The sequence below is a fragment of the Corallococcus caeni genome, assembly GCF_036245865.1.
GTDB classification, from domain to species: Bacteria; Myxococcota; Myxococcia; order Myxococcales; family Myxococcaceae; genus Corallococcus; species Corallococcus caeni.
In genome coordinates, this window is record NZ_BTTW01000001.1 from 1,313,845 (window position 1) to 1,336,117 (window position 22,273).

Annotated in this window: 21 protein-coding genes; 9 read left to right on the forward strand and 12 right to left on the reverse strand. The window is 71.4% G+C overall.

Annotated elements, in window-relative coordinates; all coding sequences use genetic code 11:
• Positions 1-62: 62 nt before the first annotated feature.
• The 4 genes from AABA78_RS05205 to AABA78_RS05220 all read right to left on the reverse strand — a co-directional run bounded on the left by AABA78_RS05205 (position 63) and on the right by AABA78_RS05220 (position 4,466).
• On the reverse strand, positions 63-512 hold the full coding sequence (locus AABA78_RS05205) for a MaoC family dehydratase (RefSeq protein ID WP_338261904.1): 450 nt from the start codon (positions 510-512) through the stop codon (positions 63-65).
• A 74-nt stretch (positions 513-586) separates the two neighbouring features.
• Positions 587-2,413 carry a discoidin domain-containing protein gene (locus AABA78_RS05210; RefSeq protein ID WP_338261905.1) on the reverse strand — a complete coding sequence of 609 codons (1,827 nt, stop codon included), beginning with the start codon at positions 2,411-2,413 and terminating at the stop codon, positions 587-589.
• A gap of 85 nt (positions 2,414-2,498) precedes the next feature.
• On the reverse strand, positions 2,499-3,644 hold the full coding sequence (locus AABA78_RS05215) for a cystathionine gamma-synthase (RefSeq protein WP_338261906.1): 1,146 nt from the start codon (positions 3,642-3,644) through the stop codon (positions 2,499-2,501).
• Positions 3,645-3,704: 60 nt separating this feature from the next.
• Positions 3,705-4,466: a crotonase/enoyl-CoA hydratase family protein gene (locus AABA78_RS05220; RefSeq protein WP_338261907.1), complete on the reverse strand. Its 762-nt coding sequence runs from the start codon at positions 4,464-4,466 to the stop codon at positions 3,705-3,707.
• A gap of 50 nt (positions 4,467-4,516) precedes the next feature.
• On the opposite strand from AABA78_RS05220, the gene AABA78_RS05225 reads away from it, so the two are divergent.
• Positions 4,517-5,506: a class I SAM-dependent methyltransferase gene (locus AABA78_RS05225; protein WP_338261908.1), complete on the forward strand. Its 990-nt coding sequence runs from the start codon at positions 4,517-4,519 to the stop codon at positions 5,504-5,506.
• Between the two features lie 17 nt (positions 5,507-5,523).
• On the opposite strand, the gene AABA78_RS05230 is transcribed toward AABA78_RS05225, so the two are convergent.
• Positions 5,524-6,723, reverse strand: a complete 1,200-nt coding sequence (locus tag AABA78_RS05230; RefSeq protein WP_338261909.1) for a Dickkopf N-terminal cysteine-rich domain-containing protein — start codon at positions 6,721-6,723, stop codon at positions 5,524-5,526.
• 236 nt (positions 6,724-6,959) lie between these two features.
• Between AABA78_RS05230 and AABA78_RS05235 the strand changes: the two genes are divergently transcribed.
• Both AABA78_RS05235 and AABA78_RS05240 read left to right on the forward strand, forming a co-directional pair.
• A complete protein-coding gene (locus AABA78_RS05235) occupies positions 6,960-7,628 on the forward strand; it encodes a sigma-70 family RNA polymerase sigma factor (RefSeq protein ID WP_171420825.1) in 669 nt (222 codons plus the stop codon).
• Entirely contained in the window at positions 7,615-9,507 is a 1,893-nt protein-coding gene (locus AABA78_RS05240) for a FecR domain-containing protein (protein ID WP_338261910.1), read from the forward strand. The genes AABA78_RS05235 and AABA78_RS05240 overlap by 14 nt, the downstream gene beginning before the upstream one ends.
• On the opposite strand, the gene AABA78_RS05245 is transcribed toward AABA78_RS05240, so the two are convergent.
• Positions 9,479-10,045, reverse strand: coding sequence for an FxsA family protein (locus AABA78_RS05245; protein ID WP_338261911.1), 567 nt, complete (start codon positions 10,043-10,045; stop codon positions 9,479-9,481). The two genes, AABA78_RS05240 and AABA78_RS05245, sit on opposite strands and share 29 nt — an antisense overlap.
• A 117-nt stretch (positions 10,046-10,162) precedes the next feature.
• The gene (locus tag AABA78_RS05250; RefSeq protein WP_338261912.1) at positions 10,163-10,714 is read right to left on the reverse strand and encodes a hypothetical protein; all 552 of its coding nucleotides are present in this window, start codon (positions 10,712-10,714) and stop codon (positions 10,163-10,165) included.
• Between the two features lie 61 nt (positions 10,715-10,775).
• Between AABA78_RS05250 and AABA78_RS05255 the strand changes: the two genes are divergently transcribed.
• The 3 genes from AABA78_RS05255 to AABA78_RS05265 all read left to right on the forward strand — a co-directional run bounded on the left by AABA78_RS05255 (position 10,776) and on the right by AABA78_RS05265 (position 13,847).
• Positions 10,776-12,089 (forward strand): class I SAM-dependent rRNA methyltransferase, encoded by a 1,314-nt coding sequence (locus AABA78_RS05255; protein ID WP_338261913.1) that lies wholly within the window; start codon positions 10,776-10,778, stop codon positions 12,087-12,089.
• A 65-nt stretch (positions 12,090-12,154) separates the two neighbouring features.
• On the forward strand, positions 12,155-12,649 hold the full coding sequence (locus AABA78_RS05260) for a YkgJ family cysteine cluster protein (RefSeq protein WP_338261914.1): 495 nt from the start codon (positions 12,155-12,157) through the stop codon (positions 12,647-12,649).
• Positions 12,650-12,731: 82 nt separating this feature from the next.
• Positions 12,732-13,847 (forward strand): glycerate kinase, encoded by a 1,116-nt coding sequence (locus AABA78_RS05265; RefSeq protein ID WP_338261915.1) that lies wholly within the window; start codon positions 12,732-12,734, stop codon positions 13,845-13,847.
• 159 nt (positions 13,848-14,006) lie between these two features.
• Here the strand turns inward: AABA78_RS05265 and AABA78_RS05270 are convergent, their stop codons facing one another.
• Together AABA78_RS05270 and AABA78_RS05275 are read right to left on the reverse strand one after the other, a co-directional pair.
• Positions 14,007-14,978, reverse strand: a complete 972-nt coding sequence (locus AABA78_RS05270) for a nicotinamidase (RefSeq protein ID WP_338261916.1) — start codon at positions 14,976-14,978, stop codon at positions 14,007-14,009.
• A 41-nt stretch (positions 14,979-15,019) separates the two neighbouring features.
• The gene (locus AABA78_RS05275; RefSeq protein ID WP_338261917.1) at positions 15,020-16,465 is read right to left on the reverse strand and encodes a nicotinate phosphoribosyltransferase; all 1,446 of its coding nucleotides are present in this window, start codon (positions 16,463-16,465) and stop codon (positions 15,020-15,022) included.
• A 199-nt stretch (positions 16,466-16,664) separates the two neighbouring features.
• On the opposite strand from AABA78_RS05275, the gene AABA78_RS05280 reads away from it, so the two are divergent.
• The gene (locus AABA78_RS05280; RefSeq protein WP_338261918.1) at positions 16,665-17,324 is read left to right on the forward strand and encodes an MmcQ/YjbR family DNA-binding protein; all 660 of its coding nucleotides are present in this window, start codon (positions 16,665-16,667) and stop codon (positions 17,322-17,324) included.
• Between the two features lie 75 nt (positions 17,325-17,399).
• On the opposite strand, the gene AABA78_RS05285 is transcribed toward AABA78_RS05280, so the two are convergent.
• Genes AABA78_RS05285 through epmA form a run of 3 tightly spaced genes read right to left on the reverse strand, consistent with a single transcriptional unit; the run spans position 17,400 to position 19,884 of the window.
• A complete protein-coding gene (locus tag AABA78_RS05285) occupies positions 17,400-18,137 on the reverse strand; it encodes an inorganic pyrophosphatase (RefSeq protein WP_338261919.1) in 738 nt (245 codons plus the stop codon).
• Positions 18,134-18,871: a lysophospholipid acyltransferase family protein gene (locus tag AABA78_RS05290; protein WP_338261920.1), complete on the reverse strand. Its 738-nt coding sequence runs from the start codon at positions 18,869-18,871 to the stop codon at positions 18,134-18,136. The genes AABA78_RS05285 and AABA78_RS05290 overlap by 4 nt, the downstream gene beginning before the upstream one ends.
• Positions 18,871-19,884, reverse strand: a complete 1,014-nt coding sequence (epmA, locus tag AABA78_RS05295) for an EF-P lysine aminoacylase EpmA (protein WP_338261921.1) — start codon at positions 19,882-19,884, stop codon at positions 18,871-18,873. Before epmA ends, AABA78_RS05290 begins: the two co-directional genes overlap by 1 nt.
• 149 nt (positions 19,885-20,033) lie before the next feature.
• Between epmA and AABA78_RS05300 the strand changes: the two genes are divergently transcribed.
• Positions 20,034-21,653, forward strand: coding sequence for a chromosome segregation protein SMC (locus tag AABA78_RS05300; protein WP_370469438.1), 1,620 nt, complete (start codon positions 20,034-20,036; stop codon positions 21,651-21,653).
• 58 nt (positions 21,654-21,711) lie between these two features.
• Positions 21,712-22,254: an FHA domain-containing protein gene (locus tag AABA78_RS05305; protein WP_338261923.1), complete on the forward strand. Its 543-nt coding sequence runs from the start codon at positions 21,712-21,714 to the stop codon at positions 22,252-22,254.
• Positions 22,255-22,273 lie beyond the last annotated feature (19 nt).

Genomic DNA, 22,273 nt, shown 5'->3' on the forward strand with positions numbered 1-22,273 from the left:
TTCTCCTTTGGGCCTATTGCTACCCCAGGTCAGCCCTGGAACTCAAAGTGTGGGGCGATTCGCTAGGGGGCCGGGGGGCGGCGGGCGAAGAGGGCGTTGGCCACCTCCGTCATCACCACCTCGCCGTGCTGGTTCACGACCTCCAGGCCCAGCTTCAGCGCGCCGCGGTCCGGCTTGCTCGCGGAGGGCTTCGCCTCCAGCGTCGTGATGCGCACGGTGAGCGTGTCACCCGGGCGCACGGGCTTCTTCCAGCGCAGCTCGTCCAGGCCCGGTGAGCCCATGCCGGCGGCCTTGCCCAGCAGGCCCTCCACCATGAGCTTGTGGCAGATGGCGGCGGTGTGCCAGCCGCTGGCGATGATGCCGCCGTAGATGCTCTTGCCGGCGGCGTCCTCGTCGATGTGGAAGGGCTGGGGGTCGAACTGGCGCGCGAACGCGAGGATCTCCTCGCGCGTCACCACGTACGGCCCCCGCTCCATGATCTCGCCGATGGGGAAGTCCTCGAAGTAGCGCATGGTGTCCCTTCCGTTGGTGCCGGGCCCGCCGGCGGTTCATTCCGCCCTTCCCTACCCTCCGGCGGGCCTCGCGGCTACTGCGGAAGCGGCTCTTCCGGATCGGCCACGGACTCCGGCGTGTCCGCGGGCGGCACGGGGCCGCGCAGCCTGGGCTCGGCGCGGTCGTCCGTGGGGCCCGGCGGCGTGTCCTGGGCCTCCTCCGCCCGGGCCTCGTCCGCCTCCAGGGCGCTGGCGTGGACGCGGGTGGCGGACTTCAGCAGCGTCTTCTTGAGGACCAGCGTGTCGCGCACGGTGTTGCTGGAGGTGATCAGCCGCGCGGTGAGCGTGCCGCCGTCCACCACCACGTCCAGGAAGCCGTAGGCCGCGGCGTCGCGCACGGCGGTCCACGCGGGCTGGCTGGTGGCGAAGGCGCGCAGCGTGGCGCCACCGCTGCCGACGACGAGGTACGGGATGCCGCGCTGGGTGCTGGAGGCCACGTTGTCGCCGTACATGGGCTTGCTGCGCTCGTAGTCGTGGTCGTGGCCGGTGAGGACCAGGTCCACGCCGTACTTCTCGAACAGCGGGCCGAACTGGCGGCGCATGGTGAGCTGCGAGCCGTGCTCACCGCTGGACCAGGACGGATGGTGGAAGAAGGCCACCGTCCACGGGCGCGTGTTCGCGGCCAGGTCCGCCTCCGCCCACGCCTTCTGCGCCGCGAGCGTGCACCGGTCCGCGGACGCCAGGCCCACCGCGCAGTTGGAGTCCAGCGAGAGGAAGTGCACCGGGCCCCAGTCGAAGGAGTAGTAGCGCTCGGTGCCCTGCGGGTTGTTGGCCGGCAGGTACATGTTGTCCAGGTAGGGCTGCCCCTGGTTCGTCACGTACTCGTGGTTGCCGGGCGTGGCGAACATGGGGACCTCGCGCAGCAGGCCCGCCATGGGCGTGAAGAGGTGCTCCTGGAACTCCGCGTCCGTGCCGTCCGGGTAGGCGTTGTCACCCAGCGCCAGCAGCAGCTCCGAGCGCCACGCGGGCGTGTTCATCACAGCCATCACCTTCGCCTGCATGCTGCCGCCGGTGCCGAAGTCGCCCATCGCGGTGAAGTGCGCCTTCGTGGCGGTGGACAGCGTGGACGTCTGGAAGGAGCGCAGGCCCGTCTTGCTGCCGCAGGCCTCCACCACGTAGCCGTAGGTGCGGCCCGCGGACAGGCCGGACAGCTTCACCGCGTGGCGCGTGCCGGTCACGCCCGCGCTGACGGAGGACGTGAGGCTGGTGCCCTCGCCGTAGCGCACCGTGGGGTTGCAGCTGCTGGCGGTGCGGAAGGCCACGATGGCGGACGTCTGCTTCACGCTTTGTAGATAAGGCAGCCGTGGCAGCGCGGGGCCGGAGTCGCTGGTGGACGGCGGCGCGGAGGCCGAGCACGCCCGCGCCTCCGCGATGGAGTTCCAGTCGTTCACCGTGTTGCCGTTGACGGTGACGCGCACGTAGCGCGCGCTGCGCGAGGAGAACGCCACCGTCTGCGCGGCCGTGTTGAGCGCGCTGTCGCCCGCGTACGCCTGGGTGAAGCTGCTGCCGTCGGTGGACGTGGAGACGACGAAGTGGTTCTGGCGCTCGTTGCCCCGGTGCCACGCGATGGTGGTGCCCGTGAGCGTTTGCGCCGTGCCCAGGTCCATCTGGAGCCAGACGCCCGTGCCCTGCGCGCTCCAGCGCGTGGACAGGTCGTCGTCCTGCGTGTTGGCGGGGACGTTGCCGTCGTCGCCGCTGGCCGTCACCGCCTTCGTGACGACCTGGTTGCAGTTGGACGCGGCGAGTGACTCCGGCAGCGCGACGGGAGGGAAGTCGGAGTCGGTGGAAGCGGGCGGGGACTCGCAGCCAGTCGCGAGCCACGCGCCCAGGAGGCAGGTGGAGACAAGCAGTCGGTTACGCATCGCGGCGGGAACGTTGTGCACCAACCAACATTCCCCCTGCCCCGGAGGGCAGGCCGGCTGCCTGGAGCGCGAGCGGGCGCCCGGACTACTTCACGCGCTCGAGCGCCTGCGCGAGGTCGTCGATGAGGTCCTGCGCGTCCTCGATGCCGACGGACAGGCGGATGAAGCCGTCCGCGATGCCCAGCTTCTCCCGCGTCTCACGCGGGATGGAGGCGTGGGTCATGATGGCCGGGTGCTCGATGAGGGACTCGACGCCGCCCAGGGACTCGGCGCAGGCGAAGACCTTCACCGTCTTGAGGAAGGTGCGCGCCGCCTCCAGGCCGCCGTGGATGTCGAACGTCAGCATGCCGCCGAAGCCGGTCATCTGCTGCTTGGCGAGCGCGTACTGCGGATGCGTCTCCAGGCCCGGGTAGGTGACCTTCTTCACCTGCTTGTGCGTGGCCAGGTACTGGGCCACCTTCATCGCGTTCTGCGCGTGGCGGTCCATGCGCACGTGCAGCGTCTTCACGCCGCGCAGCACGAGGAAGCTGTCGAAGGCGCCGGACACGCCGCCCACCGCGTTCTGCAGGAAGTACATCCGCTCCGCGATGTCGTCGCGGCTGGTGCAGACGAAGCCGCCCACCACGTCGCTGTGGCCGTTGAGGTACTTCGTCGTGGAGTGCGCGACGACGTCGAAGCCCAGCGACAGCGGCTTCTGGAAGTACGGCGTCATGAACGTGTTGTCCGCGACGGACAGGATGCCGCGCTTCTTCGCGATTTCGGCGATGCGGCCCAGGTCGATGAGCTTGAGCATCGGGTTCGTCGGCGTCTCCACCCAGACCATCTTCGTCTTCGGGGTGATGGCCGCCTCGAAGTTCTCCGGCTTGGAGAGGTCCACGAAGGAGAAGTTCAGGCCAGAGCGCTTGAACACCTTGTCGAAGATGCGGAAGGTGCCGCCGTACACGTCGTCGGAGACGATGACGTGGTCACCGGCCTCCAGCATGTGCATCAGCATGTCCGTGCCGGCGAGGCCGGACGCGAACGCGGCGCCGTACTTCGCGCCCTCCAGCGCGGCCAGGCAGTCCTGCAGCGCCTTGCGCGTGGGGTTCTGCGTGCGGCTGTACTCGTAGCCCTTGTGCTCCCCCGGCCCGTCCTGGACATAGGTGGAGGTCAGGTACACGGGCGTCATGATGGCGCCGGTGGTGGGATCCGGCTCCTGGCCGGCGTGGATGGCGAGCGTGTCGAAGCGCATGGCCCGCGACCTAACACAGTCCCACCGGCCGCGCAGCGTCCCCGGCCCTGTTCCGGGGTCCTACTCGAAGCGGCCGTGCCGGCCCGCGCCCCGGGCGAACCGGGTGGCCCCGGGGATGGACTCCGTCTGGAGCACCTTCACCCCGCCCTGGAACTCCTGGCGCATCGCGTCTTCGAACGTCAGGTCGGCCTGCGCGTAGGCGGAGGCCCGGTCCGCGTTCATGCAGGCCTGGGGGAAGGCGGCGATTTGCGCGGCCAGCGACTCGGCGGCGGCCCGGGCCTCGCCCTTCGGCACCACGCGGTTGACCAGGCCCATGCCCAGCGCCTCGGCGGCGGACACCGCACGGCCGGTGAGGATGAGGTCCAGGGCGCGTGACAGGCCAATCAACCGGGGCAGGCGCACGGTGCCCCCGTCGATGAGGGGCACGCCCCAGCGGCGGCAGAAGACGCCCAGCACCGCGTCCTCCTCCGCCACGCGCAGGTCGCACCACAGGGCCAGCTCCAGACCGCCCGCCACCGCGTGGCCACTGAGGGCGGCGACCACGGGCTTGGACAGCCGCATGCGCGAAGGCCCCATGGGCCCGTCCCCGTCCAGCTCCAGGCGCAACAGGCGCCCTTCGGACACGGCCTTCAGGTCCGCGCCCGCGCAGAACGTCCCCGCGTCGCCGTACAAGACACCCACGCGCGCGTCGGGGTCCGCGTCGAAGGCACGGAAGGCGTCCGCCAGCGCCTGGGCCGTGCCAGCGTCCACCGCGTTGCGGACCTCCGGCCGGTGGAGGATGACGGTGGTGACGGGGCCGTTCTTCTCGACGCGCACGCTCATGGGCACGGGTTTTCCCCCGCCCCCGGGGCGGCCTGCAATATGAGGGGCGCATGGCGGACGAAGGCAAAGAGGAGACGACACCGGGCGCGGGCATGTTCGAGAACCGCCTGCGCAAGAACGCGAAGCGCCTGCGCAAGTGGGCCCGCGCGCAGGGGCTCACCGCCTTCCGCGTCTACGACCGGGACATCCCCGAGTACTCCTACGCGGTGGACCTCTACGGCGACCACGCCCACGTCGTGGAGTTCCCCCGCCGCAAGGCCCACGCGAAGGGCGCGAACGCGGACGCGGACCGCGCGGAGGTGCTCGCCGCGGTCACCTCGGTGCTGGGCGTGCCGCCCGAGCGCACGTCCGTGAAGACGCACACGCCCCAGCCTTGGGGCCGCTCGCAGTACGGCCGCGTGGGTGAGGGCAGCGAGCGGCTGGTGGTGGAGGAGCAGGGCCTCAAGTTCTGGGTGAACCTGGGCGACTACCTGGACACCGGCCTCTTCATGGACCACCGCAACACCCGCGCGCGCGTGCGCAGCGAGGCGAAGGGGAAGCACTTCCTCAACCTCTTCGCGTACACCGGCGCGTTCACCGTGTACGCGGCGGCGGGCGGCGCCGCGAGCAGCGTGAGCGTGGACCTGTCCAACACGTACCTGGACTGGGCGGAGGACAACCTGGTCCTCAATGGCCTGGCGGATCCGCGCCACGTGCTCATCCGCGCGGACGCGAAGGCGTGGCTGGAGGACCAGGCGAAGCACGGCGAGGACCGCTACGACCTCATCGTCTGCGACCCGCCGTCGTTCTCCACGTCGAAGAAGATGTCGGGGACCTTCGACGTGCAGCGCGACCACGTGCGGATGCTGGAGCACCTCCGGGCGCTCATGGCCCCCGGAGGCGTCCTCTACTTCTCCACCAACTTCCTGGGCTTCGAGCTGAAGGACTCCGCGACCCGGGGCATGGAGAAGGTGGAGGAGCTCACCCCCCGCTCCATCCCCGAGGACTTCCACCGCAAGGAGATCCACCGCTGCTGGCGCATGGTGGCTCCCTCGCGGTGAGCGTCAGCCGCTGACCGCTACAGCCAGCAGACGTTGTCCTGGCAGCGCTCGCCGGACGGGCACTCGCAGTTGGCCTGGCAGACCTTGCCGGAGCCGTGGTTCACCGGCTTGCACTGGCCGCTCGAGCACATCTGGCCGGCGGGGCACTCGCAGTTGGCGCGGCACACCGTGCCGGTGGTCCCCGCGTCCGTGGAGGGCTGCGCCGGGGGCAGCTTGCACTTGCCGCTGGTGCAGACCTCACCGGACGGGCACTCGCAGTTCACCGTGCAGGACCAGTTGCTGCCCGTGCCCGCGTCCGGCGTGGGCAGCTTGCAGTAGCCGTTGGTGCACGTCTGGCCGGAGGGGCAGTCGCAGTTGGCCTGGCACGACTGACCCGGGTCCGGCTGCGGCGACTTGCACTGGCCGCTGGTGCAGACCTGGCCCGCCGGGCACTCGCAGTTGGCCTTGCACTGGCCGCCGGAAGGAATCGGCAGGCAGTAGCCCACCTCGCACTTGGTGTCCGCCGAGCACTCCGTCGTGGAGGTGCAGGGCGCGCGGCACTGGCCGTTCACGCAGTCGCGGCCGTTGGGGCACTGGGCCTCCGTGGTGCACGCGTTCGGGTCCGGCTGCGGCGTCTGGCACAGGCCCTGGTAGCACACGCCGCCGGGGCCGCACTTGTCGTCGCTGTCGCACTGCTTCCGGCAGGTGCCGTTGATGCAGAAGCTGTCCGTGCCGCAGTCAGTATTGACCCGGCAGGTAGGGGCGGAGCCGCCGTCCGTGCCCGCGTCCGGCTTGGTGCCGCCGTCCGGCCTGGTGCCGCCGTCCGTGCCCGCGTCCGGCTTGGTGCCGCCATCCGTCTTGGTGCCGCCGTCCGTCTTGGTGCCGCCGTCGGTGGTGCCGGTGGTGGTGCAGAAGTTGTCCTTGCAGCGGCCGCCCGCGCCACATTCCGAGTCGCGGTAGCAGGACTGGGCGCACCAGCCGTTGATGCACATCTGCGTGCCGGGACACTCGCTGGAGTACACGCAGCCCTGGGTGTTGGAACCCAGGTCCCAGCAGCTGCCGGAGTGACAGTACTGGTTGGAGCCACAGTCGGACGTGGAGGAGCAGCCGTAGCTGGTGTCGTAGTCGTCGTCGGGCCAGTACCCGCCGCCGCTCGTCTCGAGGATGCAACCCGACAGCAGGCCTAACAGCGCAAGGAACGGCACGTACAACGTGCCGCGAAGCGTGGTGTTCCTCATGAGTGGGGGCTCCAAAGGAATGGGATGGGTCCGGACCGGCCACCGGGGGGGTCATCCGATTTCGAGAGCCTTCGACGCAAGAGGGGGTCGGATTGATCAAATAATTTTGATCTTTTTTCGTCTCTCCGGAGACCCAGGGGCACGGAGGCAGTGTGCTCGTCTGGACCACCGACACAGACTGGAGGGCGTTCCTGGAGGAAGGGGACGTCCGGCGTCGCCCTGAAGGAGAAGCCCTGGTGTTCAGCCGAGGAGCGCGCACGTGGGCGTCCGCGTCCCCGCCGGAGTCCGGCGTGGGCGTGGTGGGCGCGCGCGCTCCGGCGTCTTCCGACGAGGCCCACCTGCGGCTCCTGGTCCACCGGATCCAGGAGGGGGACCTGGCCGCCTTCGAGCAGCTCTACGAGGCCACGAAGCAGGACGTGGCGCGCACGCTGCGCCACCTGGTGGGAAACCGCGTGGAGGTGGACGACCTGCTCCAGGAGACGTACCTGCGGCTGCTCACGGCGGTGAAGGGCTTCCGGGGCGAGTCGCGCTTCAGGACGTTCCTCTACCGGGTGTGCGCCAACGTGGCGCTCAGCCATCTGAGGTGGAAGCGGCGCCGGCCGGAGGACCCCTTCGCGGACCCGCCGGAGGTGGTGGCCACGGGCGAGGACCCGGAGCGCGCCGCGGAGCGGCGTCAGGCCGCCCGGCTGGTGGAGGCGGCGCTGGAGAAGCTCAAGCCCAAGAAGCGCATCGTCTTCGTCTACCACGAGCTGTGCGGCATGAGCCCGGACGAGATTGCCCTCGCCGTGGGAAGCTCCGCCAACACCGTGCGCAGCCGCCTGCACCACGCGAGATTGGAGTTCACCGAGGCCATGCAGCGTCTGGTCGTCGCCCGGCCGGTGGGAGGTTCCCATGGCCGGCCATGAGACGCAGGCCCTGTGGGCGCTGGCCGCGGGGGAGCTGGATGCGGCCGCCCAGGCCCGCGTGGAGGCGCACGCGGCGGAGTGCGCCGCGTGCGCGGCGGAGTGGAAGCGCGTGGTGGACGCCCGGGCGCTGTTGCACTCGGCGCGTTCGGTGGAGCCCTCCGTGCGGTGGGAGGAGACCGGGGCGAAGCTGAAGGCCGAGGCGGCGAAGCGGATGGCCCGGCGCGAGCCGAGGTTCCTGTCGCCCTGGGCGATGACGCTCGCGGGGGCCTGCGCCGTCGCGCTGGTGCTGTGGCTGGGCGGTTCGCTCTGGAAGAAGGCGGGGACACAAGCCCCGTCGGTCATCGCGACGGGCTCGGGCACTGGGACCGCGCCGGCCGGGGTGGAGTCCACCGGCCAACCCGGGTCAACGGAAGAAGCCGTCGCGGTCCGGCAGGAGACTGCCTTCGAGAAGCAAGAGGCGGTCGCGGTCCGGCAGGAGGCTGCGTCCACCACGGAGGCGGAGCTCGTGACCGGTGCGGTGCTGCGGGAGGCCTCCGGTTCGGAGCATGCGCTGGCGGCCGGGATGCGGCTTCGCTCGGGCATGGCGGTGCGGACGCCTCCGAAGGCTTCGGCGGTGCTGCGGCTTCCGGATGCGAGCCGGGTGCGGCTGTCGGCGGGCTCGGACGTCGTGTTCGCGCGCGCGGAGTCGAACGCCGTGCATCTGACCGTCCAGCAGGGACGGCTCTCCGTGCGTGCTTCTCATGCGAAGCGCGAGGCGTTCCTCGTGGAGTCCGCCGGCCTGCGCGTCTCCGTCGTGGGGACGGTCTTCTCGGTGGAGCGCACGGCGGCCGGTGCCGCGGTGGCGGTCCTGGAAGGACGCGTGCGCGTGGACGCGGAGGGTCAGCCTCCCCGCTTCGTGGACGCGGGTGAACGCGTGGAACTCGCTGGCACGGGCGAAGCGCTGAAGCCCCGCGCCCTCTCCGCCGGAGACCGGCAGGCGTTCCGCGACCTGCGAGCCGCCGAACCGGGCCCCGCGGTCGCGAGCGCCTTGCCCACGAAGAAGGCCCCTCCACGACCGGAGGGCGGCAGCTCCCCGCGCCAGTCCGTTGCCACGGCCGCCAATCCGTTGGATGCGCCCGCGCCCGGCACCCCGTCCGTGGAGGACAACGCCGCACCGTCGCAGGCCGTCGCCAACGTGACGCCGGACTCCCCTGCCCCAGAAATGCCGCGCCAATCCGTTGCCACCGCCTCCAATCCCTTGGAGAGCGCTCCGGCCCAGGCGCAGGCGTCCAACACGGAGATTCCCCAGGCGGTGGCCGTGATTCCGAACGAGGCCTCTCCGTCCGACGACTTCGTGCCCTACCCCGGCTCGCCGACGGGCTCGCTCGCGTCCTCCGCGCCCCTGCCGACACCGGGCGCCGTGCAGGCTCCGTCCATGGCCCCGGCCGCTCCCACGGAGCCGCGCAAGCGCAAGACGCTGAGCGCGCTCGTCCCGGGCGGACTCCTGTCGGACGACTCCGATGAACGGTTCCTCGGCTACGCCAAGGTGCAGACCGCCGCCGCCACGTGCGGGCGCTTCCTCGTGGGACTCGGGGAGATCGCCGCAGCCAGCCCGCGCACGGGCCACCGGGAAGAGGCTCGCATCCTGCGCGGCCGCTGCTTCAACAAGCAGCACCAGCCCTCGGACGCGGAGGACGAGTTCCGCCAGTACCTCCGCGAGTTCCCCAACGGCCGCTACGCCACCGAGGCTCGTATTGCCCTGGGCCTGTCCGCCGAGCCGCAGCCGGGCGCACCCGCGAACGCCCCCGCGCCCCTGCCGGTCCCCACGCCCGTCACGCCGCGGTGGAACGGCTCGCCGCAGCGGACGCCCGTCAGCCCCGGGGTTCCTCGTCGCTGGTGAACTCCGCGTCCACCTCGCCCCCTTCGCTCCGGGGGCGACGGAAGGTCGCGGGGTCGTCCGAGGGCTCCGTCGTCGCGGGCGTCTCCTGTGAATCGAAGCGCCGGGCGTCCAGGAACGGGTCCTCGGCCGGCATGGGCCCGATGCCCCCCATGTGCGTGAACCGCACGGCGCCCGACTGCAGCGTCTGCTCCAGCGAGCGCCGCACCCGCGCCGTCATCCAGCGGCGCACCGGCGGCACCATCAGCGCCAGCCCCATCACGTCCGAGATGAACCCCGGCGCGATGAGCAGCGCCCCGCCCACCAGGATCAGCACGCCGTTGAGCAGGCCCTCCTCGGGCACTCCGCCGCCGGCCATGGCTTCACGCCAGTTGCGGAACACCCGCTCGCCCTGCCTCCGGGCGATGAGGCTTCCCAGCACGGCGGAGCCGGCCAGCAGCGCGAGCGTGGCTCCCAAGCCGATGTGGTGCCCCAGCGTGATCAGCAGGTACAGCTCCGCCAGGGGCAACAGGATGCAGACGATGACGAGGACCTTGAGCACGCTGGCACGTTAACGCCAGATTCACTCCGGCGCTCATTGCCAGCCGGACAACGCGTGTTCCCGGCGGTGAGCGCCTGCCAGGGTCCCCGCCGCCCCGTGGGGTGGCCCCCGCCCGGCTCACTCGCCGTTGAGCTGCCCCATCAGGAAGCGCATCACGAAGAAGAGGATGGCGAAGCCGCCCACCGCGAAGAGCACCAGCCGCGTCGACAGCGACATGCGCTCGGACGGCAGGCCCAGCGAGTCCACCCGCTCCGCCCGGTTCATCGCCTCCTCCAGGCCGGGGGTGATCTCCATGGGCTTCGCGGTGCGCCGGTAGAGCTCCGTGCGCAGGTACTGCTCCACCACCATCTCCGTGTCGGAGCCCGTGAGGACCCGCCCCAGCTGCGGGTCGAACAGCCGGAGCTGGGCCTTGCGGGCCAGCGCGGCGGCTTCGGTCAGGGCCTCGCGGATGAGCTCCTCGCGGTCCTCCAGCGGCACGCGCAGCTCGGTGCCCACCACCCGCTTGCCGTCGCGCAGGGGCAGCACCTCGACGACGCCCACCCCCAGGTCCCACTCGCGCACGCCGTCCGGGCGGACGGTCCCCGGGCGCGCCGCCAGCAGGGCCTCCACCCTTTCCATGTCGAAGGGGGCGCCCGGCGCCCGCGCCTGAAGGACCAACTCGTAACTCACGCGGGTTGCGAGTATACGCCGCCCGTTCCCTCCCGCCTCTTTGCCTCCGAGACCGCCTTCGATGAAGCCCTCCTCTCCCCCCCGCTCCGGCCGTCCCGGCGCCCCTCCCCCCGGACGCGGTGGCAAGCCCGGCGCGCGTCCGGAGAAGCACGGCCAGCGCCCCGAGAAGATGCGGCCGGACCGCACGTCGCCGGAGCTGGGTCCGGACGGCACGCCCCAGGTGATGCTCCTGCGCCGCGGCTCCGACCGCTGGCTCGCGGGCCCGCCGTGGATCTACCGCGCGGACCTCAACGGCGACCCCGGCCTCCAGGGCGGTGAAGTCGTGCGCGTGGTGGATGGCCGCGGCTGGTTCATGGGCAAGGCCTTCTATTCGAAGCAGTCCAAGATTTCGCTGCGCTGGCTCACCAACGACGACGTCGCGGTGGACGTGGACTTCTTCCGCCAGCGCCTCCAGTCCGCGGAAGCGCTGCGCAAGCTCGCGCTGCCCGGGGAGACGACGTACCGGCTGGTGCACGGCGAGGCGGACGGCCTGCCCGGGCTCGTGGTGGACCGCTACGGCGACTACCTCAGCGTGCAGTTCCTGGTCCCCGCCATGGAGCAGCGCAAGGCGCTCATCGCGGACCTGCTGGAGGAGCAGTTCCACCCCAAGGGCATCGTCAACCGCTCAGACGTGAGCGTGCGCCACCTGGAGGGCCTCCTCCCGGAGAAGGGCCTCCTGCGCGGCGCGCTGCCGCCGGGCCCCGTGTCCTTCGACGAGGGCCTGGTGCGCATGCGCGCGGACCTGCTGGAAGGCCAGAAGACGGGCGCGTTCCTGGACCAGCGCGAGAACCACGTGATGGCGGCGCAGTACGCCTTCGGCGAGGCGCTGGATTGCTTCAGCTACGTGGGCGGGTTCGCGCTCCAGCTGGCCACGCGCGCGAAGCAGGTCACGGCGGTGGAGATTTCGGAGTCCGCCTCCGCGCAGCTGCGCGAGAACGCCCAGTCCAACAAGCTCACCAACCTGGAGGTGGTGACGGCCAACGCGTTCGACTTCCTGCGCGACGCGGTGGACGAGGGCAAGCGCTACGACACCATCGTGCTGGACCCGCCCTCCTTCGCGAAGAACAAGGACGCCATCCCGGCGGCGGTGCGCGGCTACAAGGAGCTCAACCTGCGCGCCTTCCAGCTCCTGCGGCCCGGCGGCATCCTGGTGACCGCGAGCTGCACGTACCACGTGGACGAGCAGGCCTTCGAGGAGATGCTCGCCTCCGCGGCCTCGGACGCGAAGCGCCGGGTGCAGATCATCGAGCGCCGGGGCGCCGGCCGCGACCACCCCGTCCTCCTCAACCTGCGCGAAACCCGCTACCTGAAATGTTTCGTGCTGCGCATGCTGTGAGATAGGGTAGGACCCATCCAAGGGGTCCATCCACCGGGCCCCGACGTGCGGAAACGGTTCAGGGCATGGCACGCCGGGATTGGGACGACGCAGACGACGAAAGCCCCGCGTCCGGTACGCGGGCGTTGGAGCGCGCCATCCAGGAGACGCGCGCCGTGTACCGTCAGGCGGACGCGGCGTACGCCCCGTACTCGTGCCCCGCGAGCGGTGAGTGCTGCCAGCTGTCCGTCACGAAGCGTCAGCCCTGGCTGTGGCTCCCGGAGTGGGAGCTGCTCAGGCGCAGCAAGCCCCTGCCGCCCGCTCGCGCCGACGGGGCGTGCCCCTACCTGGACGCGGCGGGCCTGCGCTGCACGGTGTACGCGGACCGGCCGTTCGGGTGCCGCACGTTCTTCTGCCAGCGCATCCAGGGCCCCGCGCGACAGCCGTCCGAAGAGGTGACCCGGCTGCTCGTGCGGTTGGAGCGGATTTCGCAGCGCGTGATGCCCTCGCTCCAGGGGCCACGTCCCCTCCTGGAATGGTATGCCGGGGTCAATATCGCCCCGGCCCGGGAGGAACGATGAGGTCCATGCTGCAGACGCGGTGGCGGCTCGCCCACCGGCGTTCCCCCGAGTCCGCGCGGTCCGAGCCCGTGGGTGTCCACGCATGATTCGCCCGCGTTGGTTGCTCGCGCCCCAGGAGTTCAAGGGCACCATGAGCGCGGCCGAGGCCGCGGACGCCATGGCGGAGGGGCTGCGGCAGGCCTCGCTCGAGGTGGTGCTGGACGTGGCGCCGCTCGCGGACGGAGGTCCGGGCACGCTGGACGCGCTGCTCGTGGGCACGCCGCGGGGCGAGCGCCGCAGGCTCACGGTGCGAGGCCCGCTGGGCGCGCCCGTGGAGGCCTGCTGGGCGCGGCTGGACGAAGGGCGCACGGCGGTGGTGGAGATGGCGCAGGCCTCGGGGCTCTCGCTGGTGCCCCCGGAGCAGCGGGATGCGCGGGCCGCGTGCACGCACGGCACGGGGCAGTTGCTGCGCGCGGCGCTGGACACCGGCTGCGAGCGGCTCATCGTCGGGCTGGGCGGCAGCGCCACCACGGACGGCGGCAAGGGCGCGCTGGAGGCGCTGGGCTTCCGCTTCCTCGACGCGGACGGGGCACCGCTGCCGCCGGGCGGCGCGGGCCTCGCGAGGCTGGCGCGCGTGGACTCGAGTGGGAAGCACCCGCGCCTGGACCAGGTGGAGCTGCTCATCGCCACGGACGTGACGACGCCGCTCCTGGGGAAGGACGGCTCCGCGCGCCTCTTCGCTCCGCAGAAGGGCGCGGACGCGGCGGCGGTGGAGGAGCTGGAGACGGCGCTGGCCACGTTCTGCCGCATCGTGGACGAGGCCACGGCGAACCTGCCGGGCGCGGGCGCGGCGGGCGGGCTGGGCTACGGGCTCGCGGCGCTCGCGGGTGGGAAGCTGACGTCCGGCTACGACCTGGTGGCGCGGGCGCTGGGGATGGAGCGGCGCGTGCTGCTCGCGGACCTGGTGCTCACGGGCGAGGGGCGCTTCGACCGGCAGACGTCCATGGGCAAGGGGCCCGTGGCGCTAGCGAGGCTGGCGCGCGCGCAGGGCACGGACGTGGTGCTCTTCGCGGGCATCGTGCAGCGGGACAACGGCCCCGAACTGTCCCTCTTCCGCGAAGTGGTGGAGCTGAGCAGTCAGGCCCGTCCCGGTGCCAGCGCGCGGGAGACGCTGCGCGAAGCCACCGCGAAGTGGGCCCTCGCGCGCCTGGGCCGGTAGCCCCCAAGCAACGTCACGGCGGCCGGCGGGAGCGCAGTACCGCGAAGCCACGCGGCATCGCGGCCTTCATGCCCCAGCGGCCGACGTCGCCGTCCGCGCAACGTCACGGCGGCAGCCAAGAGCCTGGCACCGCGTAGCAACGCGGCGCCGAAGCCCTCGCTACGGCTCCAGCGGATCCGTCGTCCTCACCACGCGCATCCCGGCGGCGCGGAAGTCCTCCAGCGCCTCCTTCGCCACGCGCGGGAAGTCCAGCGCCGCGGGCAGCGGCTGCAACGGGGGCGCGGGCACGGGGCTCATCGCGTCCTCCAGGATGTGGATGCGCTGGAGCTTCGACTTGTCCGTGCGCTCCAGGTACTGCCGCAGGTCGCGCAGCGTGGACAGCACACAGTGCGAGCTGGCCTGCCCGAAGACGTACACGCGGTCGAACGACAGGAGGTGTTCCATCAGCCGCGCGTTGAACTCGCCCACGCGCTGCCCCTTCACCTCCGTCACCTCCGGCGCCATCACGGAGTAGTTCTCCGTCAGCGGGTGCTCGCCCTTCAGCTCGAAGTGCGTGGGCGTGTCCCGCACCAGCGCGTGGAAGAGGCTCGCCTCGTACATCGCCGGCACCAGCGCGTGGCTCTGCCCACCCAGGAGCGCGTGGTACGGCCAGATGGTCAGCACGTACCGGCCGCTCGCCTCCAGCCCCTCGCAGTACGCCAGGCTCTCCTCCGGATGGCGCGTCGCCCGCCAGCGGCCCTCCCGCACGTCCTTCGCGGTGATGACCGTCATGGGCGCGGGCGGACGCCCTTCCGCGTCCTTCCACCATGCCGGATGGAAGATTTGAAAGACCCGGTGCGTGTCCAGCGAGAACACGAGCCCCGTCAGCCGGTCCAGGTGCGTGTACAGCCAGCGCAGCGTGCGCTGCGTGTCCTCCACCGCGCCCGGGACGAAGAGGCTCGCGCCCGGCGTGCAGAAGGCCACCTGCGCGTCGATGCCGAACGCCGCGATGCGGAGCTTGTCCTCACGGGCCGGACGCACGCGGTGCTCGGCGGCGTAGCGGTAGGCCTCCTGGGAGACCTCCGCCACGCGCTCCAGGTAGAGCTGGCCGACGCGTGCGTCGTCGTGGAACCGGGGTGGGGGCAGCGGCATGACGTCCTCTCCAGGCCCGCCAGCGGCCGCCGCGCCTGACGTCAGCGGCCCTGCGGGAAGTGGCGCCGGGTGAGGGACTCCACCAGCGCCTGCGTGGTGGCAGTGTACCCGATGCGCTGCTCCTCCGGCGTCAGGCCTTCGGCGCCCACCAGCGACGGCGCGGACGCGGCCGACTCCATCAGCGGGAAGTAGCCCTGCGGCGTCGCCTCCCCCGCCTGCCCCACCAGCCCCAGCGGCCCGGAGCCCGTGCGGCGGCGGAACAGCACGGGCGTGCCCGGCACGCTCTGCTTGCCCTCCGCCAGCTCGTTGCCGAACTTCATCACCGGCGTCGCGCCCGAGCACGACAGCTTGTAGATGGCCGCCACCCGGTCGCGCGTCAGCGCATGGGACATGGTGCGCGCCACGATGTGGCCGCCGTAGCCGTAGAACTGCGTCGTCGGCTCCCAGCCCACCTGCTTGCGCAGCTCCTCGAACTCGCGCGTCATCTGCGCGTCCAGGCCGTCCTCCAGGATGATGACCGGCTTGATGCCCAGGTCCCGCGCGCGCGTCACCGCGTACAGGTACTGGAGCTTCTTGTTCCCGGAGTCGAACCGGATGGAGTCCCCGCCCTGCGGCTCCTCGGAGATGAGCTTGAACGCCGCCGGGATGCCCGACGTCAGCGTGTCGAAGGTGTCCAGCAGGTAGCTGGAGCGCTGCGGCCGGCGCTCGTGCATCGCGCGGTAGGCCGCGTCGTCGGAGCCGTAGCGCTGCACGTGCTCGTGGCCCATCGTGCCCACGGGAATCATGCCCAGCTCGCGCGCGCCCTCCACGTTGCTCGTGCGCTGCACGCCCGCCTCCTGGCACGCGCGCAGGGCCAGCGCGTGCTGCTCCAGGCAGGTCGCCGCCCGCAGGCCCACCTCGAAGATGCGCGAGGGGTCCTCCACGATGTCCACCAACTCCTTCACCTGCGCCCGCACGCGCTGCAGGTAGCCTCCCGAATCCACCCGGATGGACACGGCCTTCACGCCCACCTGGTCCAGCGTCTCCAGGGCGATGCGCTTCTCCTCCTCGCACGACACCGTGGCCAGCGTGCGCGCCAGCGCCTCGCGGTCCTGCAGCGCCTGCGTGGCCACCTGGACGCGGTAGTTGAGCTGCAACAGCAGCGGCTCCAGCCACGACACCAGCGCGGAGGGGCCGGTGATGGTGAGGATGGGCTCGCGCGGCAGGAACAGCGCGCCCCGCGGAACGGCGCGCACGGACAGCCGCTCCTTGCGCAGGATGGCGGCCTTGAAGCCCACGCCCATCTCGTAGTCGTGCCTGGCGAGGAACGCGTAGTCCTCCGCCCGCGGCTCCGGCAGGAGGGCGCGGACCCAGGCCTCCAGGTCCAGCGGCATCACCTGGGGCCCGCCCTTGCGGTGCGAGTAGTAGAACGTTTCCTTCCGCAGGGGCCAGCCGGCCTCCGCCATGCTGAACTTGTAGCCATCCGTGGCGAGCAGGGACTGGGGCATCGGGAGGCGACTCCTTATCGTTGACCCCGAGACTATGCGTGCCTCCCACCCGGCACCTAGGGCCAAGGGTTCCGACGGATGCGGGAAACCACGGGTGGCCTGTCACCCGCCTTTCCTCCTAGAACAGACACATCGCGGAATGCGCCGGATGCGACAGGTCCGGTTAAGCTGTCACGACACACAACGAAGCAAGGTGCCCATGCCCGCAGAGAACGAGACGCAGAAGGTCGAAGCCGTACTGCGCGAACATGCGATGAGCTACCCCGGCGCCCACGAGGACTTTCCCTGGGGCCACCGCGCGATGAAGGTCAATGACAAGACCTTCCTCTTCATGACCGTCGACGGCGAGAAGCTGAACCTCTCCGCCAAGCTCCCCGAGTCCAAGGACGCCGCGCTCACGCTGCCCTTCACCGAGCCCACCGAGTACGGCCTGGGCAAGAGCGGCTGGGTGACCGCCCACTTCGACGAGGCCTCGCAGGTGCCGGTGCCCGTCATCAAGGCGTGGATCGACGAGAGCTACCGCGCCATCGCGCCCAGGAAGCTCGTGGATCAGCTCCCTGCCCGGGGCACCGCCGTCCCCGGCCCCGCCGCGAAGCCGTCCAAGGCCGCCGCGGGCAAGAAGGCCTCCACGCGCAAGGCCGCGGCCCCGGTGAAGAAGGCCGCCAAGAAGGTCGTGGCGAAGGTGAAGACCGTGGCCAAGAAGGCCGCCGCCCGCGTGAAGAACGTGGCGAAGAAGACCACCAAGAAGGTCGCGAAGACGGCCTCCGCCGCCAAGGCCAAGACGGCGCGCAAGCCCGCCACTCCGGCCCGTGGCAAGCGCCCCGCCGCCGCCGCGCCCAAGCGCGCACGCCGCTCTTAACGGCGCACGCACGACACCGCGCGGAAAGGGGGCCTGGGCCGCTCCCTTCCCGCGCGTCAGGACTTCAAGAAGCGGCTACTTCCCGCCCCGGGTGCCACGGCCCGCCGAGCCCCTGGAGGCCGGAGCCTTGGCCGCGGGAGCCTTGCGACGGGCGGACGGCGCGGACTTCTTCGCCGGCTTCGCCTCCGGCTCCACGAACAGCTTGTCGTAGTCGCGCATGCTGCGGCGGATGACCTCCATGGCCTCCTGCCGGTCGTAGACCTCCGCGATCTCCACGCTGCGCTTTCCCTCACCGGGGATCTGCTTGTAGGTGAGGAAGTAGTGCTTCAGGCGGTCCAGCAGCGGGCGCGGCAGCTGCGCGATGTACTGGAGCTCGCCGTAGACGAGGTCCGACTCCAGCACCGCGATGATCTTGTCGTCGGCCTCGTTGCCGTCGATCATCCGGAAGCCGCCCACGGGCACCGCGTGCACCAGCAGGTTGCCGTTGGAGACGACCTTCTCCGTCAGCACGCAGATGTCGATGGGGTCCCCGTCGCCGTGGATGTCCTTGTGGCCGGTGCGCTCCGCGCAGCGCTTCGCCACCTGCTCGCCGCAGTACGTGCGCGGGATGAAGCCGTAGAGCGTGGGGCACTGGCTGCTGAAGCGCTGGGGCCGGTCCAGCATGAGGATGCCGGACTCCTTGTCCAACTCGTACTTCACGGCGTCCGTGGGGACGATCTCGATGTACGCGGTGACGACTTCAGGAGCCTCCGGCCCGGGCGAGATGCCATGCCAGGGATGGGACTGGGACGTGGTCTGGGTGCTCTTCTTCATGGAGTGTCTCCCGAGCGCTGGCGCGCCTCGGCGTACAGGCCGGCCACCGCTTCTTCCAGGCGGCGGGTGAGGGTATCCCGGTCCGCCAGCGTCAGCCCCTGCGTGGGCACCGGCTTGCCCACCACCAGGGCCACCCGCTGGCCCCACTGGATGGCCCGGCCGCCCTTGGGGAGGATGAGCCGCGTCCCGGAGATGGCCATGGGGACGACGGGGACCTGCGCCTGGATGGCCAGCGTGGCCGCGCCCTTCTTGAAAGGCCTCAGCTCACCATCCGGGCTGCGGGTGCCTTCCGCGTAGAACAGCACGCTGACCCGCTCGCGCAGCGCCGTCACGGCCTCTTGCAGCCGGGCCCGGTCGTCCGCGCCGCCCGTGCGCTGCACGGGGATGTTGCCCGCCACGCGCATGGCCCGGCCGAACACGGGCACCTTGAACAGCTCCGCCTTGGCGACGTAGCGCGTGTGCTTGTCGATGTGCGCGAAGTTCACCATCGCGTCGAAGTGCGACTGGTGGTTGCTCACGAAGACGACGTTGCCGTCCTTCGGGATGTTCTCCAGGCCGAAGGCTTCGTGCCGCACGCCCGCGGCCGCGAGCGCCGAGCGCCCCCAGGCCCCGAGCACCTTGTCCGCCGCCGGGTGCTGGTTCAACCCGGACAGCACCGTCACCGTCGCGGACGTCACCCCCGTGAGGCCCACCGCGGCCGAGCCGGCGAACACCGTCTGGAGCACCTTGAGCATCAGACGAACCCGTGAGCGGGGAACAGGAGGACGTCCTCGATGCGCTGGACCCCGAGCAGCAGCATCAGGATTCGGTCGAGCCCCACGGCGATGCCCGCCGAGGGCGGCATGCGGCCCACCGCCTCCAGGAAGCGCTCGTCCAGGGGATACACGGCGCGGCCCAGCTTGCGGCGCAGCTCCTGCTCCTCCACGAGCCGCGCGCGCTGCTCCGCCGCGTCCGTCAACTCGGAGAAGCCGTTCGCCAGCTCCAGCCCCTTCGCGTACAGCTCCACGCGCTCCGCCACGCGGCCGTCGCCGGGCTTCAGCCGGGACAGCGCCGCCATGGACGCGGGGTACTCGATGAGGAAGGTGGGCCGCTCGTGGCCCAGGCCCGTCTCCACCTTCTGCAGGAACAGGTGGAAGAAGACGTCGTCGAAGGACGTCGCGTCACCGGTGCGCACGCCCGCGCCTTCCGCCGCGCGCTTGAGCGACGCGCCGTCCGCGTGCACGTGGATGTCCACGCCCGTGGCGCGCAGCACCGCGTCGCGCACCGTCACGCGCTCGTACGGCGTGCGCGTGAAGAAGGCCGGATCCGCGCCGGGCTCCCCGTCCTTCGCGTCCGCCGCCGCCCGGCCCGCCTGGGCGAGCGCGCCCTCCAGGTCGTCCATGATGGCGTGGTAGTCCGCGTGCGGCCGGTAGAACTCCAGCAGCGTGAACTCCGGGTTGTGCGTCTGGGACACCTCGCCATTCCGGAAGACCTTGCAGATCTGGAACAGCGGCCCCGCGCCTTGAGCGAGCAGGCGCTTCATCGCGTACTCGGGGCTGGTGTGCAGGTAGAGCGTGCGGGCCCGGCCCAGGTCCGTCTCCGGGACGAAGGGCGTCTCGAAGGGGGAGATGTACGGCTCCATGCCGGGGGTGGGCACGAGCAGCGGCGTCTCCACTTCCAGGTACCCCTGGCCGGCGAAGAACTGACGCAGGGCGGAGTAGAGGCCCTGGCGTCCTCGGGCCGCCCGCCATGGGTTTACGTTGGGCATCGGCAGGTCGGAAGTAACATGGGCGGCCCATGTCCCCAAGGATTCCGTCCCTCCTCGCCGCCGCCGTGTGTTTGCTGAGCGCCTGTCACAAGGCGCCGCCCCCGGTGGTGGTCCCCCCTCCCAGCGAGGAAGAGCAATTGACCGGGGAGGTGAACGCCCTCTCCGCGGAGTCCGCCCTCCTCCTGGAGGAGCAGCACCGGCTGGTCTGGGACTACTGGACCGAAGGCAAGGCGGTGGACATCGCCGCCACCTACAGCGGCAAGCAGGCCCTCTTCAGCCTGGAGAACCTGCGCCGCATCGACCGGCTCCGGCACCTGACGAAGGACCCGCGCGAGCTGCGCGCCCTCACCGCGCTCCACGGCCACTTCGCCGGTGAGTTCCTGGCGCGCGAGCTGGCCGAGTACAACGACGCGTCCGCCAACCTGGAGGCGTCGCTCAAGCTGAGCGTGGACGGGCGCGAGGTGCGCTACCACGACCTGGAGCGACTGCTCGCCAACGAGAAGAGCGCCCTCAAGCGCAAGGCGCTCTACGCGGCGGCCACGCCCGCGCTCACCCGCCTCAACCAGACGCTCCTGCGCCGCGAGGCGAAGACGGGGGAGCTGGTGAAGCAGATGGGCTTCGAGTCCTACGAGGCCTTCGGCAGCGAGCTGCGGCAAGCGGACCTGGAGCGGCTGGCGCAGCTGGCGGAGGAGGTGCTCCAGGCCACGCAGGAGCCGTACCGCCTGGTGATGGAGCGGCTGTCCCAGCGCGAGCTGGGGCTGCCCTTCGCTCAAATCACGCGCGCGGACATCCCGCGCCTGTTCCGCTCGCGCGAGGTGGAGGACGCGTTCCCCAAGGGCGAGTCGCTGGCGAAGGCGCAGGCCACCGTGGCGGGGCTGGGCATCGACCTGGGCGCGCTGCCCAACGTGAAGGTGGACGCGCGCGACCTGCCCCAGAAGAACCCGCGCCCGCTGGCCCTGGCGGTGAAGGTGCCGTCCGACGTGCGGCTGTCCTTCAAGCCCGGCACGGGCGTGCTGCACCAGGGCCGCGTGCTGCACGAGGTGGGGCACCTCTTGCACACGGCCTTCACGCAGGAGGCGCGCTTCGAGCTGGCGCGGCTGGGCAACCCCACCGTGGGCGAGGCGTACTCCGCGCTCTTCGAGGACCTGCTGGAGGACCCGGTGTGGCTGGAGGAGAACGCGGGCGTGCTGGGGGACGCGGACAAGCGCGCCCAGTACCTGGCGACGTCCAGCGCGCACAAGCTGTACCTCATCCGCCACGCGGCGGGCCGGCTGCTCTACCAGCTGGAGCTGCACCGCCGCACGGACGTGGATCCGCGCGAGCTGTACCGCGCGCTGATGGCGCGCACCGGCGCCATGCCGATGACGGAGGACGACGTGGCGCGCTACCTCGTGGACCAGGAGGACTTCTACCAGTCCGCCGACAGCTTCCGGGCGTGGTTCCTGGCGGGGCAGCTCCAGGGGCAGCTGAAGGCGCGCTTCGGCCCGGCGTGGTGGCACGCCCCGGAGGCGGGCGCGTTCCTCAAGGAGCTCTGGGCCCGGGGCACCGCGCCCTCCGCGCGCGAGCTGACGCAGGCGATTGGCGAGAACGGCCTCGCGCCGGACGTGCTGCTGCTGCGCCTGAGCACCACGCTCCAGGTGCCCATGAAGCTGGACCTGCGCCGGCTGGACGACACGCCCGCGCCACCCGCTCCCGCGCCGCCCGCGACGACGCCCACCTCGGGGCCGCAGCAGATGCCCCGCGCACAGGCGACGCCGCTGCCCTCCTAGGCCACAGGCCCCGGAGGGCCCTTCCCGTCCCCGCCGGTTGCACGTAGGGTCCAGAGCCATGGTGTCCGTGAAACAGCTCCGCCCCTTCGCGGGGGCCTCGCTGGAGTCCTTCCGGGCCGCGTCCGGCTCCGTGGCCCTCATCCAGCAGCCCGTGGAGGCCGCCTTCAAGTCCGTGGTGGCCTCCGGCATGGCGGGCATGCGCACGGTGGGCATGGCGCACCGCTCGCGCATGGGGGAGCGGCTGCTCGCGATGCTGCGCGACTTCGACAACCTGGAGGTGCACTTCCTCCAGCCGAACCAGGACGGCGAGGAGTTCACCGTGGGCCGCACCGACGCGTGCGACCTGGTGGTGCCGGAGCCCTCCGTCTCCCAGCACCACGCCACCCTGCGCTGGAACGCGGGCGCCGGGGACTTCTCCGTGCGCGACGCCCAGTCCATGAACGGCACCTTCATCAACGGCGCGCCCCTGGGCTTCAAGGCCCAGGTGATGCTCCACGACGGCGCCACGCTGGCCTTCGGCGACGTGCAGTTCCTCTACCTGCGCGCGGAGACGCTGCACCAGCACCTGCGCCTCGCCGTGCCCGGCACGCCCGCCCCCTGAAACGCGCGAAGGCCCCGCC